The sequence below is a fragment of the Streptococcus gallinaceus genome (assembly GCF_024170225.1).
Classification (GTDB): domain Bacteria; phylum Bacillota; class Bacilli; order Lactobacillales; family Streptococcaceae; genus Streptococcus; species Streptococcus gallinaceus.
Genome location: NZ_JALJXU010000002.1, coordinates 225,030 through 250,062, shown reverse-complemented (window position 1 = coordinate 250,062; position 25,033 = coordinate 225,030). Strand labels below are relative to the sequence as shown.

General features: G+C 42.9%; 25 protein-coding genes, 1 tRNA gene and 1 pseudogene. 9 read left to right on the top strand and 18 right to left on the bottom strand.

The genetic code is table 11. From position 1 onward, the window contains the following. Positions 1–19: 19 nt before the first annotated feature. Together J2T50_RS03685 and J2T50_RS03680 are read right to left on the bottom strand one after the other, a co-directional pair. On the bottom strand, positions 20–946 hold the full coding sequence (locus J2T50_RS03685) for an FAD:protein FMN transferase (RefSeq protein WP_253363853.1): 927 nt from the start codon (positions 944–946) through the stop codon (positions 20–22). Continuing rightward, positions 933–1,877 (bottom strand): DHH family phosphoesterase, encoded by a 945-nt coding sequence (locus J2T50_RS03680; protein ID WP_253363851.1) that lies wholly within the window; start codon positions 1,875–1,877, stop codon positions 933–935. Before J2T50_RS03680 ends, J2T50_RS03685 begins: the two co-directional genes overlap by 14 nt. A 104-nt stretch (positions 1,878–1,981) precedes the next feature. Between J2T50_RS03680 and J2T50_RS03675 the strand changes: the two genes are divergently transcribed. From J2T50_RS03675 to J2T50_RS03660, 4 genes are all read left to right on the top strand, one after another. Next, on the top strand, positions 1,982–2,434 hold the full coding sequence (locus J2T50_RS03675; RefSeq protein WP_253363849.1) for a flavodoxin: 453 nt from the start codon (positions 1,982–1,984) through the stop codon (positions 2,432–2,434). Between the two features lie 90 nt (positions 2,435–2,524). Beyond that, on the top strand, positions 2,525–2,794 hold the full coding sequence (gene rpsN, locus J2T50_RS03670) for a 30S ribosomal protein S14 (RefSeq protein ID WP_222347970.1): 270 nt from the start codon (positions 2,525–2,527) through the stop codon (positions 2,792–2,794). 60 nt (positions 2,795–2,854) lie between these two features. Continuing rightward, on the top strand, positions 2,855–3,136 hold the full coding sequence (locus J2T50_RS03665; protein WP_253363847.1) for a chorismate mutase: 282 nt from the start codon (positions 2,855–2,857) through the stop codon (positions 3,134–3,136). Then, a complete protein-coding gene (locus J2T50_RS03660) occupies positions 3,123–4,292 on the top strand; it encodes a chloride channel protein (protein ID WP_253363845.1) in 1,170 nt (389 codons plus the stop codon). Before J2T50_RS03665 ends, J2T50_RS03660 begins: the two co-directional genes overlap by 14 nt. A gap of 169 nt (positions 4,293–4,461) precedes the next feature. On the opposite strand, the gene J2T50_RS03655 is transcribed toward J2T50_RS03660, so the two are convergent. The 13 genes and pseudogenes from J2T50_RS03655 to J2T50_RS03595 form a co-directional block, all read right to left on the bottom strand. Further along, entirely contained in the window at positions 4,462–9,819 is a 5,358-nt protein-coding gene (locus J2T50_RS03655; RefSeq protein ID WP_253363843.1) for a S8 family serine peptidase, read from the bottom strand. 249 nt (positions 9,820–10,068) lie between these two features. After that, positions 10,069–10,140 (bottom strand) — tRNA-Arg (locus tag J2T50_RS03650). Between the two features lie 45 nt (positions 10,141–10,185). Beyond that, positions 10,186–10,850 (bottom strand): annotated as a pseudogene (locus J2T50_RS03645) (beta/alpha barrel domain-containing protein). Between the two features lie 112 nt (positions 10,851–10,962). Next, complete coding sequence (gene rplS / locus J2T50_RS03640; RefSeq protein WP_253363841.1) at positions 10,963–11,310, bottom strand: 50S ribosomal protein L19; 348 nt, start codon at positions 11,308–11,310, stop codon at positions 10,963–10,965. A gap of 125 nt (positions 11,311–11,435) precedes the next feature. Next, the gene (gene whiA, locus J2T50_RS03635) at positions 11,436–12,347 is read right to left on the bottom strand and encodes a DNA-binding protein WhiA (protein WP_253363838.1); all 912 of its coding nucleotides are present in this window, start codon (positions 12,345–12,347) and stop codon (positions 11,436–11,438) included. Then, positions 12,344–13,318, bottom strand: coding sequence for a YvcK family protein (locus J2T50_RS03630; RefSeq protein ID WP_253363836.1), 975 nt, complete (start codon positions 13,316–13,318; stop codon positions 12,344–12,346). The genes whiA and J2T50_RS03630 overlap by 4 nt, the downstream gene beginning before the upstream one ends. After that, positions 13,315–14,202, bottom strand: a complete 888-nt coding sequence (gene rapZ, locus J2T50_RS03625) for an RNase adapter RapZ (RefSeq protein WP_253363834.1) — start codon at positions 14,200–14,202, stop codon at positions 13,315–13,317. The genes J2T50_RS03630 and rapZ overlap by 4 nt, the downstream gene beginning before the upstream one ends. Beyond that, entirely contained in the window at positions 14,195–14,944 is a 750-nt protein-coding gene (locus tag J2T50_RS03620; protein ID WP_253363832.1) for a DUF1003 domain-containing protein, read from the bottom strand. Before J2T50_RS03620 ends, rapZ begins: the two co-directional genes overlap by 8 nt. 71 nt (positions 14,945–15,015) lie before the next feature. Then, positions 15,016–15,396, bottom strand: coding sequence for a RidA family protein (locus J2T50_RS03615; protein ID WP_253363830.1), 381 nt, complete (start codon positions 15,394–15,396; stop codon positions 15,016–15,018). A gap of 58 nt (positions 15,397–15,454) precedes the next feature. Further along, a complete protein-coding gene (locus J2T50_RS03610) occupies positions 15,455–16,564 on the bottom strand; it encodes an iron-containing alcohol dehydrogenase (RefSeq protein ID WP_253363828.1) in 1,110 nt (369 codons plus the stop codon). Positions 16,565–16,631: 67 nt separating this feature from the next. Continuing rightward, positions 16,632–17,978 carry an asparagine--tRNA ligase gene (gene asnS, locus J2T50_RS03605; protein ID WP_253363826.1) on the bottom strand — a complete coding sequence of 449 codons (1,347 nt, stop codon included), beginning with the start codon at positions 17,976–17,978 and terminating at the stop codon, positions 16,632–16,634. A 27-nt stretch (positions 17,979–18,005) separates the two neighbouring features. Continuing rightward, positions 18,006–19,190, bottom strand: coding sequence for a pyridoxal phosphate-dependent aminotransferase (locus J2T50_RS03600; protein ID WP_253363824.1), 1,185 nt, complete (start codon positions 19,188–19,190; stop codon positions 18,006–18,008). After that, positions 19,187–19,684 (bottom strand): cell wall elongation regulator TseB-like domain-containing protein, encoded by a 498-nt coding sequence (locus J2T50_RS03595; RefSeq protein WP_253363822.1) that lies wholly within the window; start codon positions 19,682–19,684, stop codon positions 19,187–19,189. Before J2T50_RS03595 ends, J2T50_RS03600 begins: the two co-directional genes overlap by 4 nt. Positions 19,685–19,804: 120 nt before the next feature. Between J2T50_RS03595 and J2T50_RS03590 the strand changes: the two genes are divergently transcribed. The 3 genes from J2T50_RS03590 to J2T50_RS03580 all read left to right on the top strand — a co-directional run bounded on the left by J2T50_RS03590 (position 19,805) and on the right by J2T50_RS03580 (position 21,639). Then, on the top strand, positions 19,805–20,245 hold the full coding sequence (locus J2T50_RS03590) for a MarR family winged helix-turn-helix transcriptional regulator (protein WP_253363820.1): 441 nt from the start codon (positions 19,805–19,807) through the stop codon (positions 20,243–20,245). Between the two features lie 117 nt (positions 20,246–20,362). Continuing rightward, entirely contained in the window at positions 20,363–20,911 is a 549-nt protein-coding gene (locus J2T50_RS03585; protein ID WP_253363818.1) for an NADPH-dependent FMN reductase, read from the top strand. A 113-nt stretch (positions 20,912–21,024) separates the two neighbouring features. Next, complete coding sequence (locus tag J2T50_RS03580; RefSeq protein ID WP_253363816.1) at positions 21,025–21,639, top strand: nitroreductase family protein; 615 nt, start codon at positions 21,025–21,027, stop codon at positions 21,637–21,639. A gap of 35 nt (positions 21,640–21,674) precedes the next feature. Here the strand turns inward: J2T50_RS03580 and yaaA are convergent, their stop codons facing one another. Further along, positions 21,675–22,409, bottom strand: coding sequence for a peroxide stress protein YaaA (gene yaaA / locus J2T50_RS03575; RefSeq protein ID WP_253363814.1), 735 nt, complete (start codon positions 22,407–22,409; stop codon positions 21,675–21,677). A gap of 114 nt (positions 22,410–22,523) precedes the next feature. On the opposite strand from yaaA, the gene J2T50_RS03570 reads away from it, so the two are divergent. Together J2T50_RS03570 and trhA are read left to right on the top strand one after the other, a co-directional pair. Further along, entirely contained in the window at positions 22,524–22,970 is a 447-nt protein-coding gene (locus tag J2T50_RS03570; RefSeq protein WP_253363806.1) for a DUF1836 domain-containing protein, read from the top strand. Continuing rightward, a complete protein-coding gene (gene trhA, locus J2T50_RS03565; RefSeq protein WP_253363804.1) occupies positions 22,954–23,601 on the top strand; it encodes a PAQR family membrane homeostasis protein TrhA in 648 nt (215 codons plus the stop codon). The genes J2T50_RS03570 and trhA overlap by 17 nt, the downstream gene beginning before the upstream one ends. Before the next feature lie 31 nt (positions 23,602–23,632). Here the strand turns inward: trhA and J2T50_RS03560 are convergent, their stop codons facing one another. Together J2T50_RS03560 and J2T50_RS03555 are read right to left on the bottom strand one after the other, a co-directional pair. After that, positions 23,633–24,160: an ECF transporter S component gene (locus J2T50_RS03560; RefSeq protein WP_253363802.1), complete on the bottom strand. Its 528-nt coding sequence runs from the start codon at positions 24,158–24,160 to the stop codon at positions 23,633–23,635. Beyond that, positions 24,157–25,005, bottom strand: a complete 849-nt coding sequence (locus J2T50_RS03555; protein WP_253363792.1) for a pyridoxamine kinase — start codon at positions 25,003–25,005, stop codon at positions 24,157–24,159. Before J2T50_RS03555 ends, J2T50_RS03560 begins: the two co-directional genes overlap by 4 nt. Positions 25,006–25,033 lie beyond the last annotated feature (28 nt).

The following is a 25,033-nucleotide window of genomic DNA, read 5'->3' as shown; positions in this document are numbered from 1 at the left end:
TTGAAAATGTAAAGGCTTTCTAAAATTTATCCGCCACTCCATCGGTATAGATTATTTCGTCGTTAACCGTGATAATAATAGCTTCTATGCCTGATTGTGCATTGACTTCATCATAAATTTCTCGGATAGGACGACCAAACAAGCGCGTAGTCCAAATTTCTCCATCCACTGATTTTTCAGAAATAATGGTCAAGCTGGCCACATCTGTCGCAACCGGATAACCTGTCTGACTGTCAAAAATATGGTGGTAGGTTTTCCCCTCATAGGTAAATGTTCGCTCGTAGATGCCGGAAGTCACCACCGATTCCTCGCCTATTTTCAAGACAGTAATATTGTTACCGCGCGGCAATTTTGGATGCTGCACACCAATCCGCCACATACCATCAGGGTTGTGCGCTGCTCGTCCAAAGGTCAAGACATTGCCTCCCAAATTGATGAGACCTCTCTCCACACCGACGCGTTTGAGGTGCTCGACGATTTTGTCCGCAATGTAGCCCTTGGCAAGAGCGCCCAAATCAATGGCCATCCCTTCTTTTTTTAAGTAAACTTGACGATATTCTGGCTCTAAAACGATGTCCTCTGGGTTGATAATACGCAACTTGTCCTTGATTGTCGCCTCATCAGGCACCTTGGCATCGTCAAATCCAATTCGCCAAGCCTGAATCAGGGGACCAATCGTAATGTTGAGCCGACTACCTGGTGCACAACTGTGAGCTTTCCCTAATTCAATCAATTCATAGAGGTCTGGTGCCACAGGTACAGGCTGCACACCCGCGTTAAGATTGACTTCCATGAGCTCAGAAGTCAAATCATTGGCAGAAAAACGATCCTTGTACAGATAGAGCAACTCCTCCACCTGTTCCAAAATTGGTTGAGGGTCCTCATGCCAAATTTTGGTATCGATAAATGTCCCCATCAAATGAATGCGACGACTAGCTTCTGGCATTTTTGACAGCCTCCTTGATTTCTTGGTAAATAGCTTCATTTTCCTCTAACGAGTAAGAATTAGCTCCGCTAGCAAGTGGATGACCACCGCCTTCATGGCGTTTGGCAATTTCATTGATAACAGCTACTTTACTGCGCAGGCGAACGCGATAGGTTCCATTTTCTTGCTCCACGAAAATCGCCCAAGACTGCACATCTGCAATACGGCCTGGCGCCGAGACAATAGCTGCGGTCTCTGCATCTGTAACCTGATATTCTTGCATGAGAGCACGCGTCAACACAATCCGCGCAGCTCCATTTTCATCTACGTCCATATGGTCGTAAACATAGCCTGTCAACTTAGCAATCTTGGCATCCATTTCGTCCATTTTTCGAGAAATCGCTGAAAAGTCAAAGTTATACTGGCGCAAGAAACTTGCAACTTCAAAGGTTTTAGCACTTGTCGCGGGATAAAGAAAACGACCGGTATCTCCGATAATTCCTGCGTACAAAGAAGCTGCAACGGCTGCATCCATCTCCAAATTTTGCTCCATAGCTAAACGAGCAACCAACTCACTAGCTGAACTGGATTGGGTATCCACCCAAAGCAAATCTCCGTAGACATCATCATTGGGATGGTGGTCAATTTTAACCAAGAAATGTCCCTTGTCATAGCGGGCATCATCAATTCGCTCTGTATTGGCTGTGTCGACTACAATCACCAAGGCACCTGCAAAGTCAGTATCCTCCACGGTATCCATAGTTCCAATCCAAGCCAAAGTTGGCTCTTGAAAACCTGTCGCTAAAACCCGTTTTCCAGGAAAATTCTTTTCAATCAGACCTTTCAGTCCCAATTGACTCCCGATAGCATCTGGGTCTGGGCGCTGATGACGATGGATGATGATGGTATCGTAAGCTCTAATTTTTTCTATAATTTGTTCTTGAATCAACATGATTTCTCCTTTTTCACTTCCTCATATTTTAGCACAAAGAATAGGCTTTTGAAAATGTTTAGAATATGGTATAATGACAATACTATCTACATTTGGAGGAAATTATGGCACTGGCAAAAATTGTCTATGCGAGTATGACCGGCAATACAGAGGAGATTGCGGACATCGTCGCAAGTAAACTGGAAGAACTGGGGTTAGAAGTACACAACGACGAATGTACAACCGTAGAAACTGAAGAAATCCTTGACGCAGATATTATTGTCGTCGCGACCTACACTTACTCATATGGCGGAGACGGTGAGTTGCCAGACGAAATCGTTGATTTTTACACAGACTTGGCCGACTTAGACCTGACTGGAAAAATCTATGGAGTCTGTGGTTCAGGCGATACTTTCTACGATGACTTCTGTAAGTCAGTAGATGACTTCGACCTTATGCTCGGTTCACGTGGCGCAACAAAAGGCGCTGAAAATGTCAAGGTTGACTTGGCTGCTGAAGACGAAGATATTGCAAACTTGGAAAAATTTGCAGAAGATTTAGTTGCAAAACTTGGTTAAAAAAGTTGAGAGAAATCTCAACTTTTTTCTTGCCAAAATGATTGAAAAAGATTATACTTAACTAGTTAATTATAATTTAAGGAGGATGTCATGGCTAAAAAATCCAAAATCGCCCGTCATCAAAAACAATTAAAACTAATTGCACAATACGCTGACTTACGTAGAGAATTAAAGGAAAAAGGAGATTACGAAGCACTCCGTAAATTACCTCGTGACTCCAATCCAAATCGTCTGAAAAACCGCGACATGACCGACGGTCGTCCACACGCTTATATGCGTAAATTTGGTGTCAGCCGGATTACCTTCCGCGAATTGGCCCACAAAGGGCAACTTCCAGGTGTCAAAAAAGCAAGCTGGTAAAAAAGAGGGGTAGAAAAATCCTCTCTTTTTTGCTATACTTATCCAAAAATGGAGGATCTTATGGATTTAGAAGCAATTCGAGCGAACATTGACCGTGTAGACGAGGAATTGGTCGCCCTGTTGGAACAACGGATGGATCTGGTATCACAGGTTGCAACCTTTAAAAAGGAAAGTGGCAAAACCGTCTTAGACAATCAGCGTGAAGCTTTAGTGCTTGAAAAAGTGGCCAATCATGTAAAAAACGCAGATTACCAAGAAACCATTCGTGCAACTTTTGCCGATATCATGGCTCAATCACGCCAGTACCAAAAACAAAAACTCAACCGTCATGAAGAAAACTAAGCAGCTACTCCACATTCTACTAGCTAGTCTAGCTGTCGGAATTTGCGTCGGAGTCGTAAATACAATCTTCGGTCGCACTTTGTTGGCTATAGGAAATATTCGCGCTCACTACTTCCCTTACTTGATTCCTTTCTTGGCGCTGGCTGGGGCAGGCATTATCTGGGCCTATCACTACTGGGGGAAAGAGTTGCAAAAAGGCATGGGACTTGTTCTCAAAGTTGGTCGCGGACAAGCTGATAATATTCCCAAAAAATTGATTCCTCTTGTCATGATTTCTACTTGGGCAACACATTTATTTGGCGGATCAGCTGGTCGTGAAGGGGTGGCTGTCCAAATCGGCGCGACCATCTCGCATAATTTTGAAAAAAAATGGAAGTTCCCTGTAGAAAACGGCTTTTTCCTGACAACAGGTATCGCTGCTGGTTTTGCAGGACTTTTTCAAACACCACTCGCTGCTAGCTTTTTCGCCTTAGAAGTCCTCGGCAAAGGCAAATCTTCTTGGCAACAAGTTGCATCTATCTTAGTCGCTGCCTTCACAGCCAGTAACACATCCCATCTGCTTGGTCTCGAGAAATTCACTCATCTTATGAGATTTCAGACCTTGTCATGGAAACACTGGTTGGGCTTGATGCTCACGGGACTCATTTTCGGTCTAATCGGCAATGGCTTTGCAGCTCTTTTGAAGCAAGCAAAAAAACTTGCAGCTACAATCTGGGCAAATCCTTACCTACGCATCGTCTTAGGCAGTCTGATTCTGTCTCTCATCCTCTTTCTAGCTCATCAGGGACGTTATTCTGGTCTGGGTACCAATCTGATTGAAGCTAGTTTGATGGGTGAGAAGATTTATCCTTATGATTGGCTGGTAAAACTCCTCCTAACCGTTGCTACTCTCGCGATTGGTTTTCAAGGCGGGGAAGTGACACCACTTTTTGCCATCGGAGCTAGCAGTGGCATCCTATTAGCAACACTTCTCGGTCTTCCACTGGAATTAACCGCCGCACTAGGCTATGCAGCTGTCTTTTCTGCCGCAACCAATACCTGGTTTGCACCAATTCTTATCGGCTGCGAAGTGTTTGGATTTGCAAATCTACCCTATTTTCTGATTGTCTGCAGCCTCTCTTATTGGACCTACCGAAACATTTCAATTTATCAATAAAAAAACAAGTTTAGTTCCTCTAAACTTGTTTTTTTGCTTGCGCTTCAACCAGACATACTAGTTTTCCTAGCCTCTTGATAAAAAGGACTCAATCCTGTCTAATGCAGAACTGAGGCCTTGATGTTGAATAAATGATTTGCTTGTAAAATCTATTCCAAATAAATGCTATTTATTCCTTCTTTCGGATTTTCATCAATCCAAATGCTGATAAAATAGATACCATTCCAAAGATGCTTAGGAAAGGACTTCGCGTAGTACCAGTTTGAGGAAGTTGCTTACTTACCCTTGGTTCTGGTTCTGGTGGGCTACTTGGAGTGTGATTTGTCGCTACTGGAGCTATCTTAGCAACAACTTTTTCATCTGAACCTCCAACAGATTTACCATCTAAAGCTTCTTCAGCCGCTTTCAGTGCAAGGAGGGCTTCATCGACTTCTGATTGAGTGACGTTAGTATTTGCCAAAACAGCTTGCGCTTCTCTGACAGCTTGATCATAGGCAAGTTTGACCAATTGACTTGCTTGCTGATAGGTGGCAGCAGTCGCTTTCAATTCCAACGATTTCGCCACTAGACCTGATAATGCCGCTTTATCCACTGTTTTAGTTCCTACTAGGATCACTTCAGTTACAGCTTTTGTCACAACTTCATCAATCAAAACTTTACCATTCACACTTACCTGACGACGAAGACCTGCAATTCCAGCAACAAGTACTTGGCGCGTACCTGCAGGAAGATTGGCATCTTCTACCACTTGTGTTTCAAAAGGGATAACAGATTCTGTAGTGACAGCCTCTACTGGTTTCAATCCTTCTAAAGCTAATCGAAGGGCCTTAGTCGCTGCATCTACCTCTTCCTGAGTTGCTTCTTCATTGAGACGAACTGCTTGCGCAGTTTCTACAGCCGCTTTAAGCGCTTCTTGACTAGCATCTGTTTTATCAGTCGTATCAACTGATTGAGCATCTAATAAGGCTGTTAAAAGAGCTTCTTTTGAAACAGTTGGTTTGCCATCTAAGGCATTGCTTGCCGCAACTAGAGCTGCATAGGCCTTATCCACTTCAACTTGTCTAGCTGCACCATTTTGAAGAACAGCTTCAGCTACAGCATAGGCTGCACGGTAGGCATCTTTAAGGTTGCTTTGTGCGTTGTAGTAAGTTGGACTTGATAGAAGGTCATCGTATTTTGCTGTCTCTGCCTTAAGATTGCTTTTATCTGTTTCTTTACCATCAAGAGCTTGGCGAGCTGTTGCTACTGCTGTTGTCGCTGCATCAACTTCTGCTTGAGTCACTTTTTCATTTGCTAAAACGGCTTGCGCATTGCGGTAACTGTTGTTGTATGCTTCTTGTTTATCACCAGCAGCATTATAGTATGCTGCACTTGGTTGAACAGAGTTGTATGAGTCGCTCTCCGTTTGCAATACCGAGAAGTCAGTTACTTTTCCATTCAAGGCTTGACGGGCTACTTCAAGTTGTTGAAGTGCTTGATCAACAGCAGCTTGTTTATTTTTAGCTGCTAACACTGCTTTTGCTTCTGCTAGCGCCTTATCGTATGCAGCAATCAACTCTTCTGTTGCATTGTAATAAGTTGCGCTTGCTTTTACAGTATCAACTTGTGCTTCTTCAGCAGTCAACTGACGTTTGTCAACAAGGCTAAATCGGACACGATTAGTCAAACCTGGCGTGACGCTAAAGGCCAAATCTTCATAAATCTCAACACCTTCTGGAAGAGCCACATCAAGGGTGTAATTCCCAACATAGACTGCCTTACCATAGTCTGTTTCTGAGTAGCGCGCAGCTGGAATCTCATACACTTTGCCATCAGAAGCCTTAATACCAACCATTGTACCTTTTGGAAGAGCTTTGTCAAAATCAAGAAGAAGGTTTACTTTACTAAAGATAGTGGCAAGGAAGCTGACTTCCTGAGAACTATCTGTCTCTGATAAGGTAATGGTCTTCTTAGTTGCACCAGTGATTTCTCCCCATTCCTTGTCATAAAGGAAAACTTCTACAGTGTAGGTACCAAATGAAAGCATGAGCACGTCTGATTGTCCCGCATAACGTGGCAACTCAAGAACTGTGTTGCCTTTATCATCTTTCACAGCAGCTGTAAAATGCAAGCCAACAACATCATTTGAAACCACATCACGAACATTGACCCGAACAAGACCACGATCATTTCCAATGCTAATCAAATCCGCAACTTTAGCCACTGAAACATTGCCCGCAAAGTCTTCCACACTGTAATAGAATCGACCAACATCAGCCTTATCAAGCGGAAGCGTGAAAGTTCCATCTGCATTTTGTTTTACAAATACCTTATTATCAACTAGCTTAACTTTTCCAGTATTGGCATTGTAGTCAATCGTACTTTCGATGCCATCACTATCTGCAACAAGGTAGAAGACACGTTCTCGATAAACACCAGACTCTTTCTCAATAGCTGGACGTGCTTTAAAGGCAAGCGTTGTTTTATCATACGTAGCAGTGGTGATAAACGGTTTTTCACGATCCAAGACAACATCAAAATTAGTCGTTTGTGTTCCCGCACCGACCACATCAGATGTGTAACTCACCACGTATTTATATTTGCCGTTTGGCAGATCATTCCCATCCTTATCTTGGCCAAACCATTCAGTTGTTCCAACTAAGGTTGATTTTGGACGATTTGGATTACCAGCATAGTAATTTTTGTTGCCACCTGTAGGCTCACTTGACCAAAGTGGATTTTTCAAGTCTTTATCATCCGCGGCATAAATAGTCGCTACCAAATCAGAATAGTTCCGGAAGAAGACACCTTTAAAGGCAAGTGCATCTTGGTTTCCATCACCATTTGGTGAAATGGCTAACTGAGGTTTCCCGTTAGCGTCTAGGTAAAGCAGGTTGATTCCCTCATCTGTTTTAAAGGTTCCTAAAACTTTTAACTCAACAGGTGTTTTCTCATCTGTACTTGCAGCAGAGTAAACCGCTTCAGAACTTGTGCTAATCAATCCTGTCACATCGGCATTCCCAGCGATGACTTTATTTTTAGGAGTATAGTAGAAACCGCCTTTTCCATCTGCGACCAATTCATAAATTGGTTTTTCAGCGACGGGAACATCTTGGAATTTCCCTTTAAATCCAACAAATGGAAGACTGACAATTTCAGCGCTATCTACTGTATCAAGGAAACGAACAAAACCTTCTAAGAAGTAACCATTTGGCATTTCTTGACTCAATTGCGTTGCAAAGGTTGATGCATCGACTGAGATTGTAACTGTTTTGGCCTCACCAGCTTTGACCGTGATAGTTTTAGCGTCACTTGTTGACAATGCTCTTGGCTTAAGGGTGATTTTTCCATTTTCAACGCCGTCAGTTGTCAGATTCGTCACGTAATTCAGCGTTTTGTCTTCTTTGCTAATGTTGTGAACCGTTACGTCAAAGGTAAACCGAGCTCCTACATTACCAAGTGTCACGCTGCTATAGCCTTCGGAACCAGTAAGGTAAAGACCTGTTGTGATAGCACCATTCGTATCCACTAACCCTGCACCTTGCTGGCGCGGAGAAGTGAAGGCTTTGGCATCTGTATCATAGTGTGCTTTGGCCGTACTCATTAATAGATGCTTAATTAGGGTTTCTGTATCAGCTGGACTAAGGTCTGGATAGGCTTGTTTGAGGTATTGTTTTACCAAGGCCACAACACCTGCGACATGAGGAGTTGCCATACTTGTCCCGCTCATGTTGTCATACTCACCGTTATTGATGGATGAGTAAATGCTACCACCAGGTGCTGAAAGGTCTGGTTTCAATTCTCCATCAACTGATAAGCCCCAGCTTGTAAAGTCCGACATTTGATTAGCGACAGGATTGGCTGTTTTCTCAGAATTTCCGTTGAATTGGATTTTGTATTTCTCAGGATGAGCCGCTAATTCTTCTCCAAATTCAAATGGAATAAAGGCAGAAGGAATCAATGCGCCGTCTCCTTCAATTTGCATGCTAATATTTGGCTGACCAGCTGTATGGTTGAAAATCACAACCCCTTCTGCTCCCTTAGCTGCAGCAAAAGCAATTTTTTCACTAAAGGTAATACCACCACGTTTGATTAGGGCGATTTTCCCTTTCAAGTCGACATTAGCTACTTCGTCAGCCGTTCCTGTACCAACAAAAACGTACTCGTACTCGCGGCCCTGCTCAAAGTTTTTAGCACTAACTTCTGGGTTGGTATAAGAACTTTTTCCGTTATTCAGTGCAGCATTGCCTTCCATACCGACCAAGTTGACCACCTTGTTCATCACCGTTGAGCTGTTATATGACGCTACTGAAATAACATCCCGCGTTGTTGATGGGTCTCCAACTAATCCGTAGTCTGGATTTTCCGCTAATGGGTTAGAATGGCTTGAACCAAATGCACCATCATTACCAGCTGCGATAACCACTGTAACGCCAGCTTTTCTTGCCATAGCAATGGCTTCTTGGATGGTATTATCCATATTGACTACTGAACCATTGGCAGAACCAAGACTCAGGTTAATCGAATCCGCTCCTAATCTAACCGCATCTTTAATGGCTTGCACATAAATTGCTGGTCCTGTTGTTGAGTGAACATCTGAGAAGACACGCATGAACATGACTTGCGCTTCTGGAGCTACGCCGTAAATGTATTCACCGCTGTTTGTTTTGGTTGGATTACCTGTAGCAATCCCTGTCACGTGCATACCGTGAGAATGCTTATCTGCCTCTTTAAGTTCAGTATTCACATCAACATAGTTATAACCAAAAATAACTTTATCATTGTACCACTGACCGTAAGAAATACCGGCTTCTTTTTTAGCCGCCTCTATTTCCTCTTTTGATTTGTACTTAGCCTTGCTGACATCACTGATGTGAAGAGCATCATGAGTCACATCAAGACCAGAGTCAATAATGGCAACGACAGTCCCTTGACCTTTGTAGCCACTATCCCAGACCTTGGGTACATTGATTATTTTATTCGTGTCAATACTTTGGGGTTTGGCCTCTTCTTTTTTAGGAATGCTTGATTCAGTTTCTGCGACATGATCGCCCTCAGTGGCTGCCGTTGTTTTGTCAACAGTAGCTGTAGTTGATGGTTTTTCAGTAGATGCAGCTGCTTGATTAGAGACTTTTGTCTCCTCTGATGTAACTGTAGTTTCTGACGCTGTTGGAGTTGCACTTGATTTAGTGGCCACCTCTTCAGATGGGCTCTCTGGTGCAGTTTCTTTTGCTGCTTCAGTGGATTCGCTTACTTCTGTAGCTACACTTGATGAATCAGCATTCTTAGCTGAATCCGTCGAAGTTACTTCATTAGCAGAACTTGCCGCCACTTCTGAAGTTGCATCAAGCGTTGGTGCTATATCATCAGCTTGATGTGTACTGGTAGCGGTCGTTTCAACTTCAGAAACAACAACTGGATTGCTAATGTCTGTCAACTGGTCAGCAGATACTTGTGAGACACCTGCAAAGAGGAAAACAGCACCTAATAATACAGATGCAACACCCACTTTGTACTTACGGATGGAAAAACGTTGATGCAATTTCATAAAGAACTCCTTTGTTTTCTTAAATAAATCTTAAATAGGTTATTTTCTATTAAAACACAAAATATTCTCAATTTCAACAATTTTTTGAAAATTCCGTCTTCGTTTTGTTATTATTTACAATAAATTTCATTTATTATTGCAGACTAGAAGTTATCCCTTTTGTGATGAAACGATGTATAGACGTATAATGGATACAATTTTAAGCCAAAATAAAGAGCGTTCTTTAAAACGCTCTTTATTTTCTTATTATCTCCCCTGTAGGAATCGAACCTACAACTAATTCTTAGGAGGAATTTGTTATGTCCATTTAACTAAGGGAAGTTCCCTTGTTATTTTACATTAAAGTTGAGCTGATTGCAAGATTTACTAATCTTTATGTGGATTTCTGTAGTTGGCCATTTTCTTTTTGAAAATCTCGGCATTGGAGGGTGCGGTCACAGATATGGCATTGGCTCCTGCTTCAATGACTTCTTTGATACTCTCATCCGTCGGCCCCCCGTCGCAATGATGGGCAAGTCTGGAAATTCCTGTCGGAGCTTTTGGACGACAGACGCCGTCTCGGGACCACATGAGACATTTACAATATCCACTCCTGCAGCCAATCTACTCTGAATATCCGTATCGGCTGAAACAACCGTATAGATAATCGGCACATCAATAAGGGCATCAATTTCAGCGATGGTATCCGCTTTCGTAGGGCCATTGACGACGACAGAAAATACTCCTTCTGACTCAGAAAACAAGCTCATATTAGCCGCGCGAAGTCCCGTGGTCAATCCGCCACCGACACCTGCCAATACAGGAACTGAGGATACCTGCATGATACTCTTTAAAATAGCAGGATTGGGGGTAAAAGGATAGACAGCTAAAAGGGCATCTGCATTGTGATTGGCAATAATAGCCACATCTGTCGTAAATAAGATAGACTTGATCAATCGCCCGTAAATCGAGATTCCGGTTACTTCCTGGATTACTTCTGGAACAGTTACAATCTCCTTGCGTAGGTCTGACATTACTGAAGGTATTTTCATGACATTTCTCCTTTATCTGAGTGTACCACAATTTCTACAAATAGGAGCCTGAATGAACTAAAAAACTCTTCCCAATTGGAAAGAGTTTTGATCAGTCTGTAAATCTTGAAGACTAACGACGGATTTCTTTGATACGAGCTGCTTTACCTTGAAGAGCACGCAAGTAGTACAATTTCGCACGACGCACTTTACCGTAACGTACAACTTCAATCTTGTCAACACGTGGAGTATGGATTGGGAAAGTACGTTCAACACCGATACCACCTGAAATTTTACGTACAGTGTACATTTCTGAGATACCTTGACCTTTACGAGCGATGACAACGCCTTCAAAGATCTGGATACGTTCACGTGAACCTTCGACAACTTTCGCGTGTACACGAACAGTGTCACCAGGACGGAATGATGGGATATCAGTACGAAGTTGACCTTCTGTCAAACTTTGGATCAATGGATTCATTTATTTTCTCCTATCTTTGTCAATCTTGAGCGCTTTTAAGCTCAGCGGATAAACTGTATTTTGTGTGTCCATTACACACTCCTAGTATTATAGCAAATCCTTAAAATCATGTAAAGTATTTTTTATTACAATTCATCTGCTATTTTATTGATTTTTCGCAGGCGATGATTGACGCCACTTTTGGTAATGGGGTTGGTCAAGGTGTCCGCCAACCGCTGAATGGAATAATCTGGATGCTGGATGCGTAGCTGGGCCACTTCTTGTAAGTCAAGAGGAAGCTGATCCAGACCAATCGTGTCGATAATTTTCGCAATATTGTTGATGGTTTTCATGCTAGCTGTCACAGTACGGGCAATGTTTGCGGTCTCCGCATTAGTTGCTCGGTTGAGATCGTTGCGTGTTTCTCGCAGGAGCTTGACATTTTCAAACTCGATTTTTGCATTTTCAGCACCGATGACCAGAAGAAAATCCATAATATCCTCTGCCCGCTGTAAGTAAGTAATGGTCCCTTTGGAACGCTCGATGACCTTGGCATCCAGAAGAAATTTTTGCAATAATTTTGCCAAATCCTCTGCATGATCGCTATAAACTGATGCGATTTCCAGCTGGTATTTCCCTTTTTCTGGGTCCTTGACAGAGCCACTCGCTAGAAATGCACCACGCAGGTAAGCCTGACTCCAGATATCATTTTCCAAAATAGTCGGTGAAATACCGGTCGCCAACCCAAAAAAGCTATCTGCCAAATGCAAATCATCTAAAATCTGATTGACATTTTGATCTAAAAATACGGTATAGACACGATTTTTACGCAGATTTGTCTTTTGATGATGACGAATATCCGCCTTGGCGTCATAAAAATGCCAGAGCATTTCATAAATGTGGCGCGCAATTTTAGCATTTTCAGTGGAAATGGATAGGGTCAGACTAGACATGGTCAATCCGAGACTTCCTGACAACTTGATGATAGCGGCGAGCTCAGTCTTGGCCATTTGCCCCTGAGCCAACAATTCTTCCTTGACTTGTACGGTAAAACTCATGCCCGCACCTGTATGATCTTGAGTAGTTCTTCGACCACCAGATCCCCATCATGGAAGGCTCCCCCATTTTCCAACCGAAGGAAATTAGAGGAAATCACACGCTTGGCTTGACCCTGTAAGCCTGCAAAATCATGCTTGACCTGCACCAAATACTCATCGAATTGGTGGGTGTTCATGTACTCTGCTGGAACAGGTTCAATATTGACCAAAACTGTATCAATATTGTCTTGCCCCAAATGCTTATTGAGCACCCGCACATGGTCTGCATCAGAGAAAAACTCCGTCTCACCACGCTGTGTCATGATATTGCAGACGTAGGTCACATCTGCTGTCGTTTCACGCAGTGCTTGCCCAATCTCTGAAATCATCAAATTGGGTAAAATCGAAGTAAAAAGCGAACCGGGACCGAGCACAATCATATCGCTCTCCAAAATCGAATGAACGACCTTACGGCTTGCTGTCGGCTCATCATCGTTATAAGAATTAGTCACATAGACATGGTCAATCATTCCCTTATACTTGGAAATCTTGCTCTCTCCGACCACTTCATGCCCATCTGCAAAAACAGCGTGAAGGGTCAAGGCATTTTCGCTTGAAGGGTAAATTTTCCCCGTAGTATGGAAAAATTTGGACAAGAGCTGCATGGCATTGTAGGTAGAACCCTGCATTTCTGAAATTCCTGCGATCAGAAGATTACCCAAAGGATGCCCTGCCAAGGCGCCATCTGTCTCAGCAAAACGGTACTGGAAAATCCGCTCATAAAGCTTAGGCATGTCAGACATGGCCAAGAGAACATTTCGCAAATCACCCGGCGGTGTGACCTGCAAGGCCTGACGAATTTCCCCTGAAGAACCACCATCGTCCGCAACCGTTACAATGGCTGTGATATCAACATCTTTATCTCGAAGACTCTTCAAGATAACAGGAACTCCCGTACCGCCACCAATAACGGTTATCTTTGGTTTTCTCATGAACGATTCACCGTTTCTTTCCGTCTATCTTTGTCACGGTGACTCAGGTTAACCATCCAGTTTTTCTCCAAATCATCCGCTAAGCGTTTAGCAAAAGCAACACTGCGGTGCTGACCACCTGTACATCCCACAGCAATGGTTAGGACTGACTTGCCTTCTTTTTGGTAGCCAGGCAAGATTGGCTCAATCAAGGCCAACAAATGACTGTAAAAGTCCTCTGACTCTTGGCAATCCATGACGTAGTTGTACACACCCTCATCTAAGCCCGTCTGGTTGCGCAGTTCTGGCAAATAATAGGGATTCGGCAAAAAGCGTACATCAAATACCAAATCCGCATCCAATGGCAAACCATACTTGAAGCCAAAAGAGACTACTTCTACACGGAAGGCAGGCTGATTATTGTGACTGGCAAATTGGTCTGCGATTTCCTTACGGAGATTGCGCGGTGTCAATTCAGTAGTATCAATCACATTTTGGCTCATATTTTTCAAAGGCGCCAGCAATTCACGCTCCAACTGGATACCATCCAGCACCCGACCATCAATCGCTAGTGGATGTGAACGGCGCGTTTCCTTATAACGGGCGACCAATTCACCATCTGTTGCATCTAAAAATAGAACCTTAAAATTCACCTCATCATCTGCTTCAATTTCATCCAAAATCTGACGAATTTCCGCAAAAAATGACCGGCTACGCATATCCACTACCAGTGCTAACTTATCATTGTCCTGACTGTGACGAATAAGCTCGATAAACTTGGGCAAAAGTGCCGGTGGCATATTGTCCACCGTAAAATACCCCATGTCCTCAAAAGACTGGATAGCAACTGTTTTCCCTGCTCCGCTCATCCCTGTTACGATGACCAATTGCAATTGTTTAGACATTCTCTTTCTCCCTTCTCTCCAACTCTTTTGCGACAACTTCCTGCTGTTTCTGCAATGCTTCCATTTGTAGACTCAGGCTTGCCAACATCTCTGTTTGTAACTTCTGAATTTCCAATAAATCCGTCTGATCCTGTTGCACCAAGTGGTCAATTTTCTTATGCAAGAGCCGAACTCCTTCTTCAGAACGTTTGTTGACCCGATAATCATTCTTAGCTTGAAATCGGTCATAATCCGAAGCACGGTTTTGGCTCATCATAATCAAGGGTGCTTGAAGCGCCGCAATCGTTGACAAGGCCAAATTCAGCAAGATAAATGGATAAGCATCAAACTGAATCCCCCACGGATGAAGTACATTGATAGACATCCAGACAGCCATCAGCACTACAAAGCTAATGATAAAGGTCCAGGAACCGCCAAATCGAGCTACCTCGTCCGCTATACGCTGGCCAAGTGTCGCCTTTTGCTCCCATTCTTCCTGAACATCAACCGTCTCATACTGAGAATGCTTGCTAACATCGTAAACCGTCTCACGCACATATTCATTTTTCTTATTTGCAGACTCAATAATATTCCGTAAATACTTCACTTGATAGTGAGCTAGCTCCTCATGGCCGATGGTTGTCTCTTCTGTCCATTCATCGTGCTCTTTCAATATCAGATGACGCAACCGACTATTTAGCGTGGACAAAGAAATCCCCTTTGAATCACGCTCTTCTTGGATAATACCTGTTTTATGTTCCATAACAAACCTCTACCCATTGATTATATCAAAAAAGCCCCTCTTTGTAAGGTAAAGAAAGGCTGTTACTTGAACTAGTTGCCGAGATAAGCGATGACTTCGATTTCTACCTTGACATCACGCGGAAGTCGTGCCACTTCAACCGCTGAGCGTGCAGGAAATTCAGCAGAGAAGGCTGTCGCATAGACTTCGTTAAAGGGAACAAAATCATTCATGTCCGCCAAGAAGCAAGTTGTCTTGACAACATGGTCAAAATCTGTCCCAGCTTCTGTTAAAATCGCGCGGATATTTTTCAAAACCTGCTCCGTCTGTTCTTGGATGGTTTCACCCACTACTTGACCTGTTTCAGGAGATAGGGGAACTTGACCTGATGCAAACAAGAAATTGCCAACAACCTTGGCCTGGACATAGGGACCAATGGCTGCAGGTGCATTATCAGTATGGATTGTCTTCATATATTGTTACCCTCTTTTCATGTTTTTTATATTATAGCAAAAAAATGCAAACCATACATTATTTAAGCAAGGTTTCATCTCCGCAGTTCCAATTTCTGCCAAATTGATCCGCTTCCTCAATGGCTTGGGCAAAGCGTGCAGGTTCAAATGGGGTATTGCGGTATTCATCTGTATTTACAGCCGCAGCGACGATAGCTGGAATATCTGCCACTGTCAAACTCATATCCGCCAAGGTCAGTGGCAACTGAAGGGACTGATTCAATCGTGCGATTTTTCCTAACTGCTCTCTTTCTTCAAAGTAGGCATGCATAACCATAATCCCAAAAGCAACAACAGCACCGTGCAAGTGCTTGCGGCTTTCTTTGACAACCGTTGTCCCATTGTAAAAGGCATGAGCATGGCAAGTTGTCAGGTCGAAGTCAGGCTGAACAACTAGATTAGAAGCGTAGGCCGTTGACACGATAATAGCTAGGGCAACTTCCTCAACCGCAAAACTAACTTGGTGATTGGCAACATCCTCTAGGGCTTGAAAACCGTATTGGTAGAGGGCATCAAAAGAAGACTGAGCAATGGCTAAGCCTAATTTTGCTGTATGAGGCGCCACAAATCCTCTATCAACTGCATTGGTTACCGCACGTGTTACCTCTGGTCCTTTTGATAGACCATCGCCGATTCCCGCCCAGAAATAAGCTGACGGAGCTTGGACAAAGACCCTGGTATTGATAAATGTGTGAAGGGGTGGCTGAGCATTTCCATAGTAGGCAAAAGAATGGTCATCGTTGTAAATAACCGCTAGACCAGTCCCCGCAGCGCAAGTCGAGCAAATAGTTGGAATGGTTAGCAGATTTTTCCTACACTCCTTGGCCACCATCTTGGTCACGTCCAAGGCTTGCCCTCCACCTACTCCGATAATCACATCCGCTTCCTGAACAAGCTCATAACCCACCAAAATATCAATAGCTGATTGGGTAGCCATTTTCCCATATACCAAGCTACCTAGATAGGTAAATCCTCCTGTCAGTAAGAGGTCCTTCACTTCCTTTTCGACTGCTGCTAAGGCACGTTCTCCCCCTATCAGCACGACTTTTTGAAATTGGTAACGGTGCAACACTTGAGGCAAATCCTCAAAAGCGTCTACCCCATAGCTATAATTGGTCATTCCTTGCATAAATTCTCCTTATATTTTTTAGGTATTCAGTTATGAAAAAAGGAGAAAATTCTCCTCTTGTCATTTATTAAGGTTTAATGCGGTGAAGCATACGTGGGAATGGAATGGCTTCGCGGATGTGTTTTGTACCCGCTACGAATGTTACCATACGCTCAATACCAATACCAAATCCACCGTGTGGAACTGAGCCGTATTTACGGAGGTCAAGGTAGAATTCATATTCTGACTTGTCCATTTCAAGAGCATCCATCTTGGCAACGAGGGCATCGTAATCGTCCTCACGCATAGAACCACCGATGATTTCTCCATAACCTTCTGGTGCCAACAGGTCCGCACAAAGCACGCGCTCTGGATTGCCAGGAACCGGCTTCATGTAGAAGGCTTTAAAGCTTGCTGGGTAGTTAACTACAAAGGTTGGTACGCCAAAGTAGTTTGAAATCCATGTTTCGTGTGGTGAACCAAAGTCATCACCGTGTTCGATTGGCTCATAATCTGTATCTTCATCGTTTTGATGAGCCTGAAGAAGGTCAATGGCTTCATCATAAGGCACACGTTTAAATGGTTGAGCAATATAGCTCTTCAAGAGTTCCACATCGCGTTCCAAAGTTTCAAGAGCTTGTGGCGCACGGTCAAGGACACCTTGGATAAGCGCTTTTACATAAGCTTCTTGAAGGTCAAGCGACTCATCATGATTAAGGAACGAATATTCCGCATCCATCATCCAGAACTCAGTCAAGTGACGGCGTGTTTTTGATTTTTCAGCACGGAAAACTGGACCGAAGTCAAAGACACGTCCAAGAGCCATAGCACCAGCTTCAAGGTAAAGCTGACCAGATTGGCTCAAGAAGGCTGGTTGACCAAAGTAGTCTGTTTCAAACAATTCAGTTGAATCTTCCGCTGCATTTCCTGACAAGATTGGGCTGTCAAATTTGATAAAGCCGTTTTGGTCAAAGAACTCATAAGTTGCGTAAATAATCGCGTTACGGATTTGCATGATGGCCATCTGTTTACGTGAACGCAACCACAAGTGACGGTTATCCATCAAGAAATCTGTCCCGTGCTCTTTTGGTGTGATCGGGTAATCTTGTGACTCACCAATAATTTCGATATCCGTAATATCCAACTCATAACCGAATTTTGAACGTTCGTCTTCTTTGACAATACCAGTCACGTAGACAGAGGTTTCTTGACTGAGACGTTTGACAGTGTCAAACTTGGCTGCACCCTCTTCTTCACCAAATTTTTCAAGGAAGTTTGGTTTGAAGGCGACACCTTGGAAAAAGGCTTTCCCATCACGCAACTGGAGAAAGGCAATTTTCCCTTTTCCTGACTTGTTGGCAACCCAAGCGCCGATGGTCACTTCTTGACCAACATGGTCTTTTACATCAATAATCGATACTAATTTTTTAGACATATTTTCTCATTTCTTCTTTATAATATTTTAAGCTTTTTCCATAAATTCTTTCAATCGACGAACAGCTTCTTTCAAGGTATCCATATCCGTCGCATAACTGAGGCGAACATTTTCTGGAGCACCAAATCCCGCACCCGTTACCAAGGCAACACCCGTTTCTTCAAGGATAGCATTGGTAAAGTCTGTCACGTCTGTAAAGCCTTTGATTTCCATGGCTTTCTTCACATTTGGGAAGAGATAGAAGGCTCCTTGCGGCTTGACAACTTCAAATCCTGGAACTTCACACAAGAGCGGATAAATGGTATTGAGACGTTCTTCAAAAGCTTGACGCATGATTTCAATCGCATCTTGTGGACCTGTAAAGGCTTCAATAGCTGCATACTGCGCTACTGTTGTCAAATTCGATGTTGTTTGACCAATGATTTTTGACATGGCCCCGATAATCTCACTATCTCCAACCGCAAAGCCGACGCGCCAACCTGTCATGGCATAGGTCTTGGCTACACCATTGATAACAATGGTCTGCTGGCGAATTTTCTCTGACAAACTAGAAATCGGCACAAATGGATTGCCATTGTAAACGAGGCGTCCATAAATATCATCAGCCAAGATGAAAAGATCGTGGGCTACAGCCCAATTTCCAATCGCCTCTAGCTCTTCTGCAGTATAAATCATCCCGGTTGGATTAGAAGGGCTATTGAGCAAAAGAACCTTGGTCTTGTCTGTACGAGCCGCTTCCAGTTGCTCAACTGTGACTTTGAAGTTATTAGCTTCTGTTGCATCAACAAAGACAGGTACACCTTCAGCCATCTTAATCTGATCCGCATAAGAAACCCAGTAGGGCGTTGGAATCAAGACCTGATCGCCAGGATTTAAAACAGCCATAAAGAAAGCATAGAGGACATACTTTGCCCCCGTTGCCGCTACAATTTGATTGGTCGGAACGGTGTAGCCGTAAAACTGCTCCATATAAGAAGCGATGGCTGCCTTGAGTTCTGGTAAACCACTAGCCACTGTATAGAAACTTGCAGAGCCATTTTGGATAGAAGCAATGGCTGCATCTTGGATATTTTTCGGTGTGACAAAATCGGGCTCACCCAGTGTCAAACTCAAAATATCACGCCCTTGTGCCTTCAAGTCCTTGGCTTTTGCACCAGCTGCTAAGGTAACGGACTCTTCCATGGTCAATACACGATTGGATAATCTTGTCATATGCCCTCCTTCTTAAACAAATTTCCTGTTTCAAATTCGATTAAATAATAATTAGTTACAGATTTCACTTCCCAAATGGTTTTTCCACCTTCGTGACCCAATACTGTTTTTTCAATCTTAGTAGCCCCGTTTTCTTTTGCAACCTTCTCAGCATCCTCTTTTGAAATTCCTTGGGAGGTCTGGTAGACAAAAATGTCCGAAGACTGCTTGGGAACCAGCACAAAGACATCTTCTTGTTTGGAATTTTTCCCTACTATACTGTAGTACGTCTCGCTACCATTATAGATATCTACCTGCTTTATGTCACCAAAATCAACATAGCGCTTGGCCACCTGAACTGCCTTTTCACGCGCCGTCACAAATGGTTTCGCTGAGGATTCTAAGATAAAAAATACAGAAAATAAACAGGCCGCAAAGAGTATAAAAATACCAAGCAACCATTGCTTGTAGCTAGCTTTCACACCCTGCTCCTCTGCCCTTTTCGATTTTTTCATAATAGTCTCATTATACTACAACTTGCGAGAAAATGCCATTTGTCAGAGGATTATTGAGGATTTTTCTTGAATACTAGCTAGATGATTGAAAAATCTAGCTTTTTCTCATAAAATAGAAACATGAAAGAAATTGAAACAGCATTTAACAATAATAAATCAGCCCTCCACAGCCTCGTTGTCTTCCACCGAGCAGCCAACACCATCAGCCGCCAAGAGTTGGAAACCATCAAAAAACACAATCTAACGGTTTGCCAATTTGGCGTAATGGAAGCTCTTTATAACAAGGGAGACTTGCGCATCCAGGACTTAATTGAAAAACTCCTCAGCACTTCTGGTAATATGACCGTTGTCATCAAAAATATGATTCGCGATGGCTATATCACAAAAGTACAAGACGACTGCGACCGTCGTGCCGCTCGCATTCATTTGACTGACTTCGGTCGGGAAACTATCGAGAAAATCCTCCCTGAACACTACAACCATATCGGGGAAATTTTCGAGGTCTTATCTGAAGAAGATCGGGAAAATTTAATCACTATTCTAAAAAAATTCAAAAACTGAGTCAATTTTGTTGCTAATTAGTGATATTTATTTTATACTCTATTCATCAAATAAAGTTTAGGAGAAAACATGTTCAACAAACTTGTTTCGTTCTTCAAGAAAGAAAAGGAGTCAGAAATGGCAAATATCTTATTTATCTCAGGTTCACTTCGTGAAGGTTCATTCACTAGCCAATTGGCAGCAAATGCTGAAAAAGCTCTTGAAGGAAAAGCTACTGTTACTTACCTTGACTGGGCGCAAGTTCCAGTTCTTAACCAAGACTTGGAAACACCCGTTCTTCCAGCCGTTCAAGCTGTCCGTGATGCTGTAAAAGCTGCTGATGCTGTCTGGGTATTCTCACCAGTTTACAACTTCTCTATTCCAGGTTCAGTGAAAAACTTGCTTGACTGGTTGTCACGTGCAGAAGACCTTTCAGATCCAAGCGGTAAATCTGCTATCGACTCAAAAGTAACAACTGTATCATTGGTTGCTGCTGCAGGTCATGACCAAGCTGCTGCTATCTACCGCGACTTGTTGCCATTTATCCGCACAAACTTCGTAGACGACATCACTGCCGTTAAAACAAACGGTTCTGCATGGGCTGACGGCAAATTGATCTTGGAAGAGGAAGCTCTTGCTCAATTGAACAAACAAGCTGAAAGCTTCTTGGCTGAAATCAACAAATAATCACATATACCTGGGACAGCCGTCCTGGGTTCTTTTTTTAAAATCAACTTCTTGCTAATTAGTGATAATTACGTTATACTGTTTTCTGTAATATTATAAGAGGAGACTTATTTATGTCATTTTTGAAAGCATTGGAAAACCGTCGTTCAGTCTACGTTCTCGGTCGCAACACTGAAGTTACTGATGAGAAAATCGTTGAAATATTGAAAGAGGCTGTACGTCAATCACCATCATCATTCAACAGCCAATCTGCTCGTGTCGTTATCTTGTTGAACGACCAAGTAACTACATTCTGGAACGAATTGGTAGCTACTGATCTTGAAGCAACTATGGTCGCTCAAGGTGTACCTGCTGATGCGATTGCAGCTACAAAAGAAAAATTGGCTATGTTTGGTAACAGCAAAGGAACTGCTCTTTTCTTCGAAGACCAAGATGTTGTGAAAGGTCTCCAAGAAAACTTCCCGCTTTACGCTGAAAACTTCCCAATCTGGTCAGAACAATCAACTGGTATCGCTTCTGTCAATGCTTGGACTGCACTTTCAGCAGAACTTGGCCTTGGTGCAAACTTGCAACACTACAACCCAGTTATCGACGCTTCTGTAGAAAAAGCTTATGGCGTTCCTGTAAGCTGGAAACTTCGTGGTCAATTGAACTTCGGTTCTATTGAAGTAGCCCCTGAAGCAAAAGACTTCATGGCTGACGAAGACCGTTTCAAAGTGTTTAACTAATCTAATCAAAAAACTAGGACCTCCGTCCTAGTTTTTTAGTTATCTGCTGGGCGAACGAAAACCAATTTTCGTTCCTTGGATAGTTCTGGATGATAGACAAAACCGTCTACGGATAGAGATTTTATCTCTTCTATGGACTCAACATTCTTTTCGGCCATGAGTGATAAAAAGCGTCCACGTCCTTTTTTGGAAATGGTTGAGTGAATCTTGCACTGGCCGTTTTTTTCTTCCATAAAGATGAGCTTGACCATCCGTGATTGGACTTTCGGAGAAAATACGCCCTCAAATTCAGAAGACATCAGCGAGATGAAAAACGTATCCTCTCCGATTGATTGGTCAAATTGCTGGCGCCAAAATTGTTTGAGCGACTGTTTTCCTATTTTTAAGCTCCCTTGAAAATCCAAACGGTGGGGCGAAATCAGGTCAAAGACATTGATAACTCCGTAGAAACCAGTTGCGATAAAGGCATTCTGACGCAGATAGTTTTCCTCTTTTTCAGACAAGTCTGTCCGCTTCATATAGCGGTACATGAGACCATCGTATAACTGCCAAGCTGGATAAGACTTAGCTTGTCCGCTTTCGATTCGCTGCCAACGGTCCCACTCTAACTGTGCCTTTTCTAGCTTGATTTTATAAAAAGCAGTCAACTCCTCTTCACTCATCTTCCCAAGGCTGGCTAAAACTTGCTGACTGGCTGGCGACAGAGTTTGAAAAGGTTGCGGGTCTAGGTTGGTATTCATTTCTTTGGCGTTTGGAAGTACTATTTTCATAAGATGATTATAGCATAGGATTTTCTTTTCATAAAAATTTTGTTTCTTCTTGCTTTTTATTTTTAAAAATGATATTATCTGGTTATTAAAACTAGATAAACAAGAGGTGATAATATGAATCTCCCAAATTGGCAAGAACTGCCACAATTGGACTTGTACTTGGACCAAGTCTTGCTCTACGTCAATCAGGTTACCAGCTCTGCTATTTCCAAAAAAGACAAACAGCTAACTGCCGCCATGATCAATAATTATGTCAAGCACGGTATTTTGCCCAAGCCAATCAAGAAAAAATACGGCCGTAGCCAAGTGGCTCGTCTGATTATCCTCAGTCTATCAAAATCCGTCTTTCAACTGCCAGATATTGTCGCTATGATTGAGCAATTGTCGCAAGAACGTGCGGCTAATCTACTTTATGACGACATGATTAACTGTCTAAACGGGCAAACTGCTGAGCAGACACACCCACTTATCACCCGAGCATGTGAAACCATTCAGGCTTACCAAGCAACCCTATGCCTAATCGAATCTTTGGAGGAGACCAACCATGAACCACAGTCTTAAACTATCTCAACAACTGTCCTTTGGCGAAGAAGTCGGCAATGCTGTTACGCACGCTGTCAGCGCCCTGGTCATGCTCTTGCTCCTCCCATTTAGCGCTACCTACGCCTATAATCATGCTGGCTTTACGCAGGCTCTTGGCGTATCGATTTTTGTTATCAGTCTCTTTCTCATGTTTTTGTCCTCTGCTATTTACCACTCAATGTCTTATGGTTCTGTCCACAAATATGTCCTGAGAATCATTGACCACTCCATGATTTACATTGCTATCGCGGGCTCTTATACACCGGTTATTCTAACTTTGATGAACAATTGGCTGGGCTATCTGATTCTGACCATCCAGTGGGGGACAACGATTTTCGGGATTCTCTACAAGATTTTTGCCAAAGAAGTTAATGAAAAATTCAGTTTAGCACTCTATCTCATCATGGGCTGGCTGATTGTTATCATCTTCCCAGCTATCATTCTCCATACAGGGCCAACTTTCTGGATTCTCATGATTCTTGGCGGATTATCTTATAGTATCGGAGCCATTTTTTACGCTAAGAAAAAGCCCTATTTCCACATGATTTGGCATCTCTTTATCATCTTAGCTAGTCTTTTGCAGTATGGAGCGATTGTCTTTTATATGTAAAAAATAACCTAGGACCTTGTCCCGGGTTATTTTATTTTTTCAAGACTTGTTTGAAAATAGGATACAAAACTGGAACGGCGATAATCGTTGCAAGAGCTGACCCATAGGAACCTAAGATTTTTACCAAGGCCAAGCCAAAAGCCACTCCAACAGTCGTTCCGCCGACTAAACTTCCCATAATCGTATACTTGATGAGGTTGAGAATGATTTTTGTCACGGCCGCTAACACACCCACGGCAATTACATTGACAGGTTTGTCATTCTTTTTCAAGCCTTTTTCATAGGCAAAATAAAGAACCAAACAGACAATCAAGGATTCTAAAATCGTTATCCAAACCACCGACGCATAACCTGTCACCAAGTCAAAAATTCCCAATCCCAGAGCTGCAGCTGTCGCTCCTTTTTTGGCACCAAAAAGCAAAACTCCCACGACGACCAAGGCATTGCCAAAATGAATAAATTGCGCTCCGACTGGAATTCTCAAAGCGTAAACACTGACAAATATCAATGCTGCAAATACACTAGTTTCGACTAAATCTCGTAATCCAAGTTGTTTCATCCTTTATTCCTTAACTGTTCAAATTGCTGACTTAACTTTGCCAAATGAGGCTCAAAATAAACACCGTACTTTACATCACGCGCCAACTGGCTTGTGGAGACTAGGCTAGCCTCCAAAAAATCCAAGACCTCTGGAAGAGCCGTTTCAAACGCAAGATTTTCTACAACTATTGCGGCTACCAAAATCGCAACAATATCACCCGTCCCAAAGAAATGATAGGGTAATTGCCTTGTCATGTGGTAGGAGATTTTGTCCTGTCTCACGTCATAATAAGCCAAACCAATCTCCGATTCATCAAAGGAAACGCCCGTTAGAATAACATGTTGACACCCAAAATCCGCTAATTTCCGCAATAGATGCTCAATCTCGTCTCGTCCATAATCCTCTCCTAGATAGGCAGAATCGGTCAAAAGAGCAGCCTCTGTCAAATTGGGCAGCAAAATAGTTGACTGCCTTGCTACTTGGCGCATAGACGCTACATAGTCCTGGTCAAATCCAGTATAGAGTTTCCCCTTGTCTCCCAAAACCGGATCTAAAATGATGGGCACATTTTCATGCTGAGCATAGACTTGTAGCTGCTCCAGCAATTCAGCTGACCGACAATAACCGATTAACAATCCATCCAAGGTCAATTCCAGTTGCTGCCATTGAGTCAAATAATCCTTAACCAACCATGCCATATCTGCCACTGCTACAGCAGGAAATCCACCTGTATGCGAAGAAAGTAGAACAGTTGGTAGAATAGCGGTCTCTATCTGACAGGCTGCCAAAATCGGCAAACTCGCTGCCAAGGCAACTTTTCCAATCCCTGGTAAATCATTTGCCACCAGTAAACGCTTGGTCATAAGTACCTCCTTCTACTATTAAAATTAT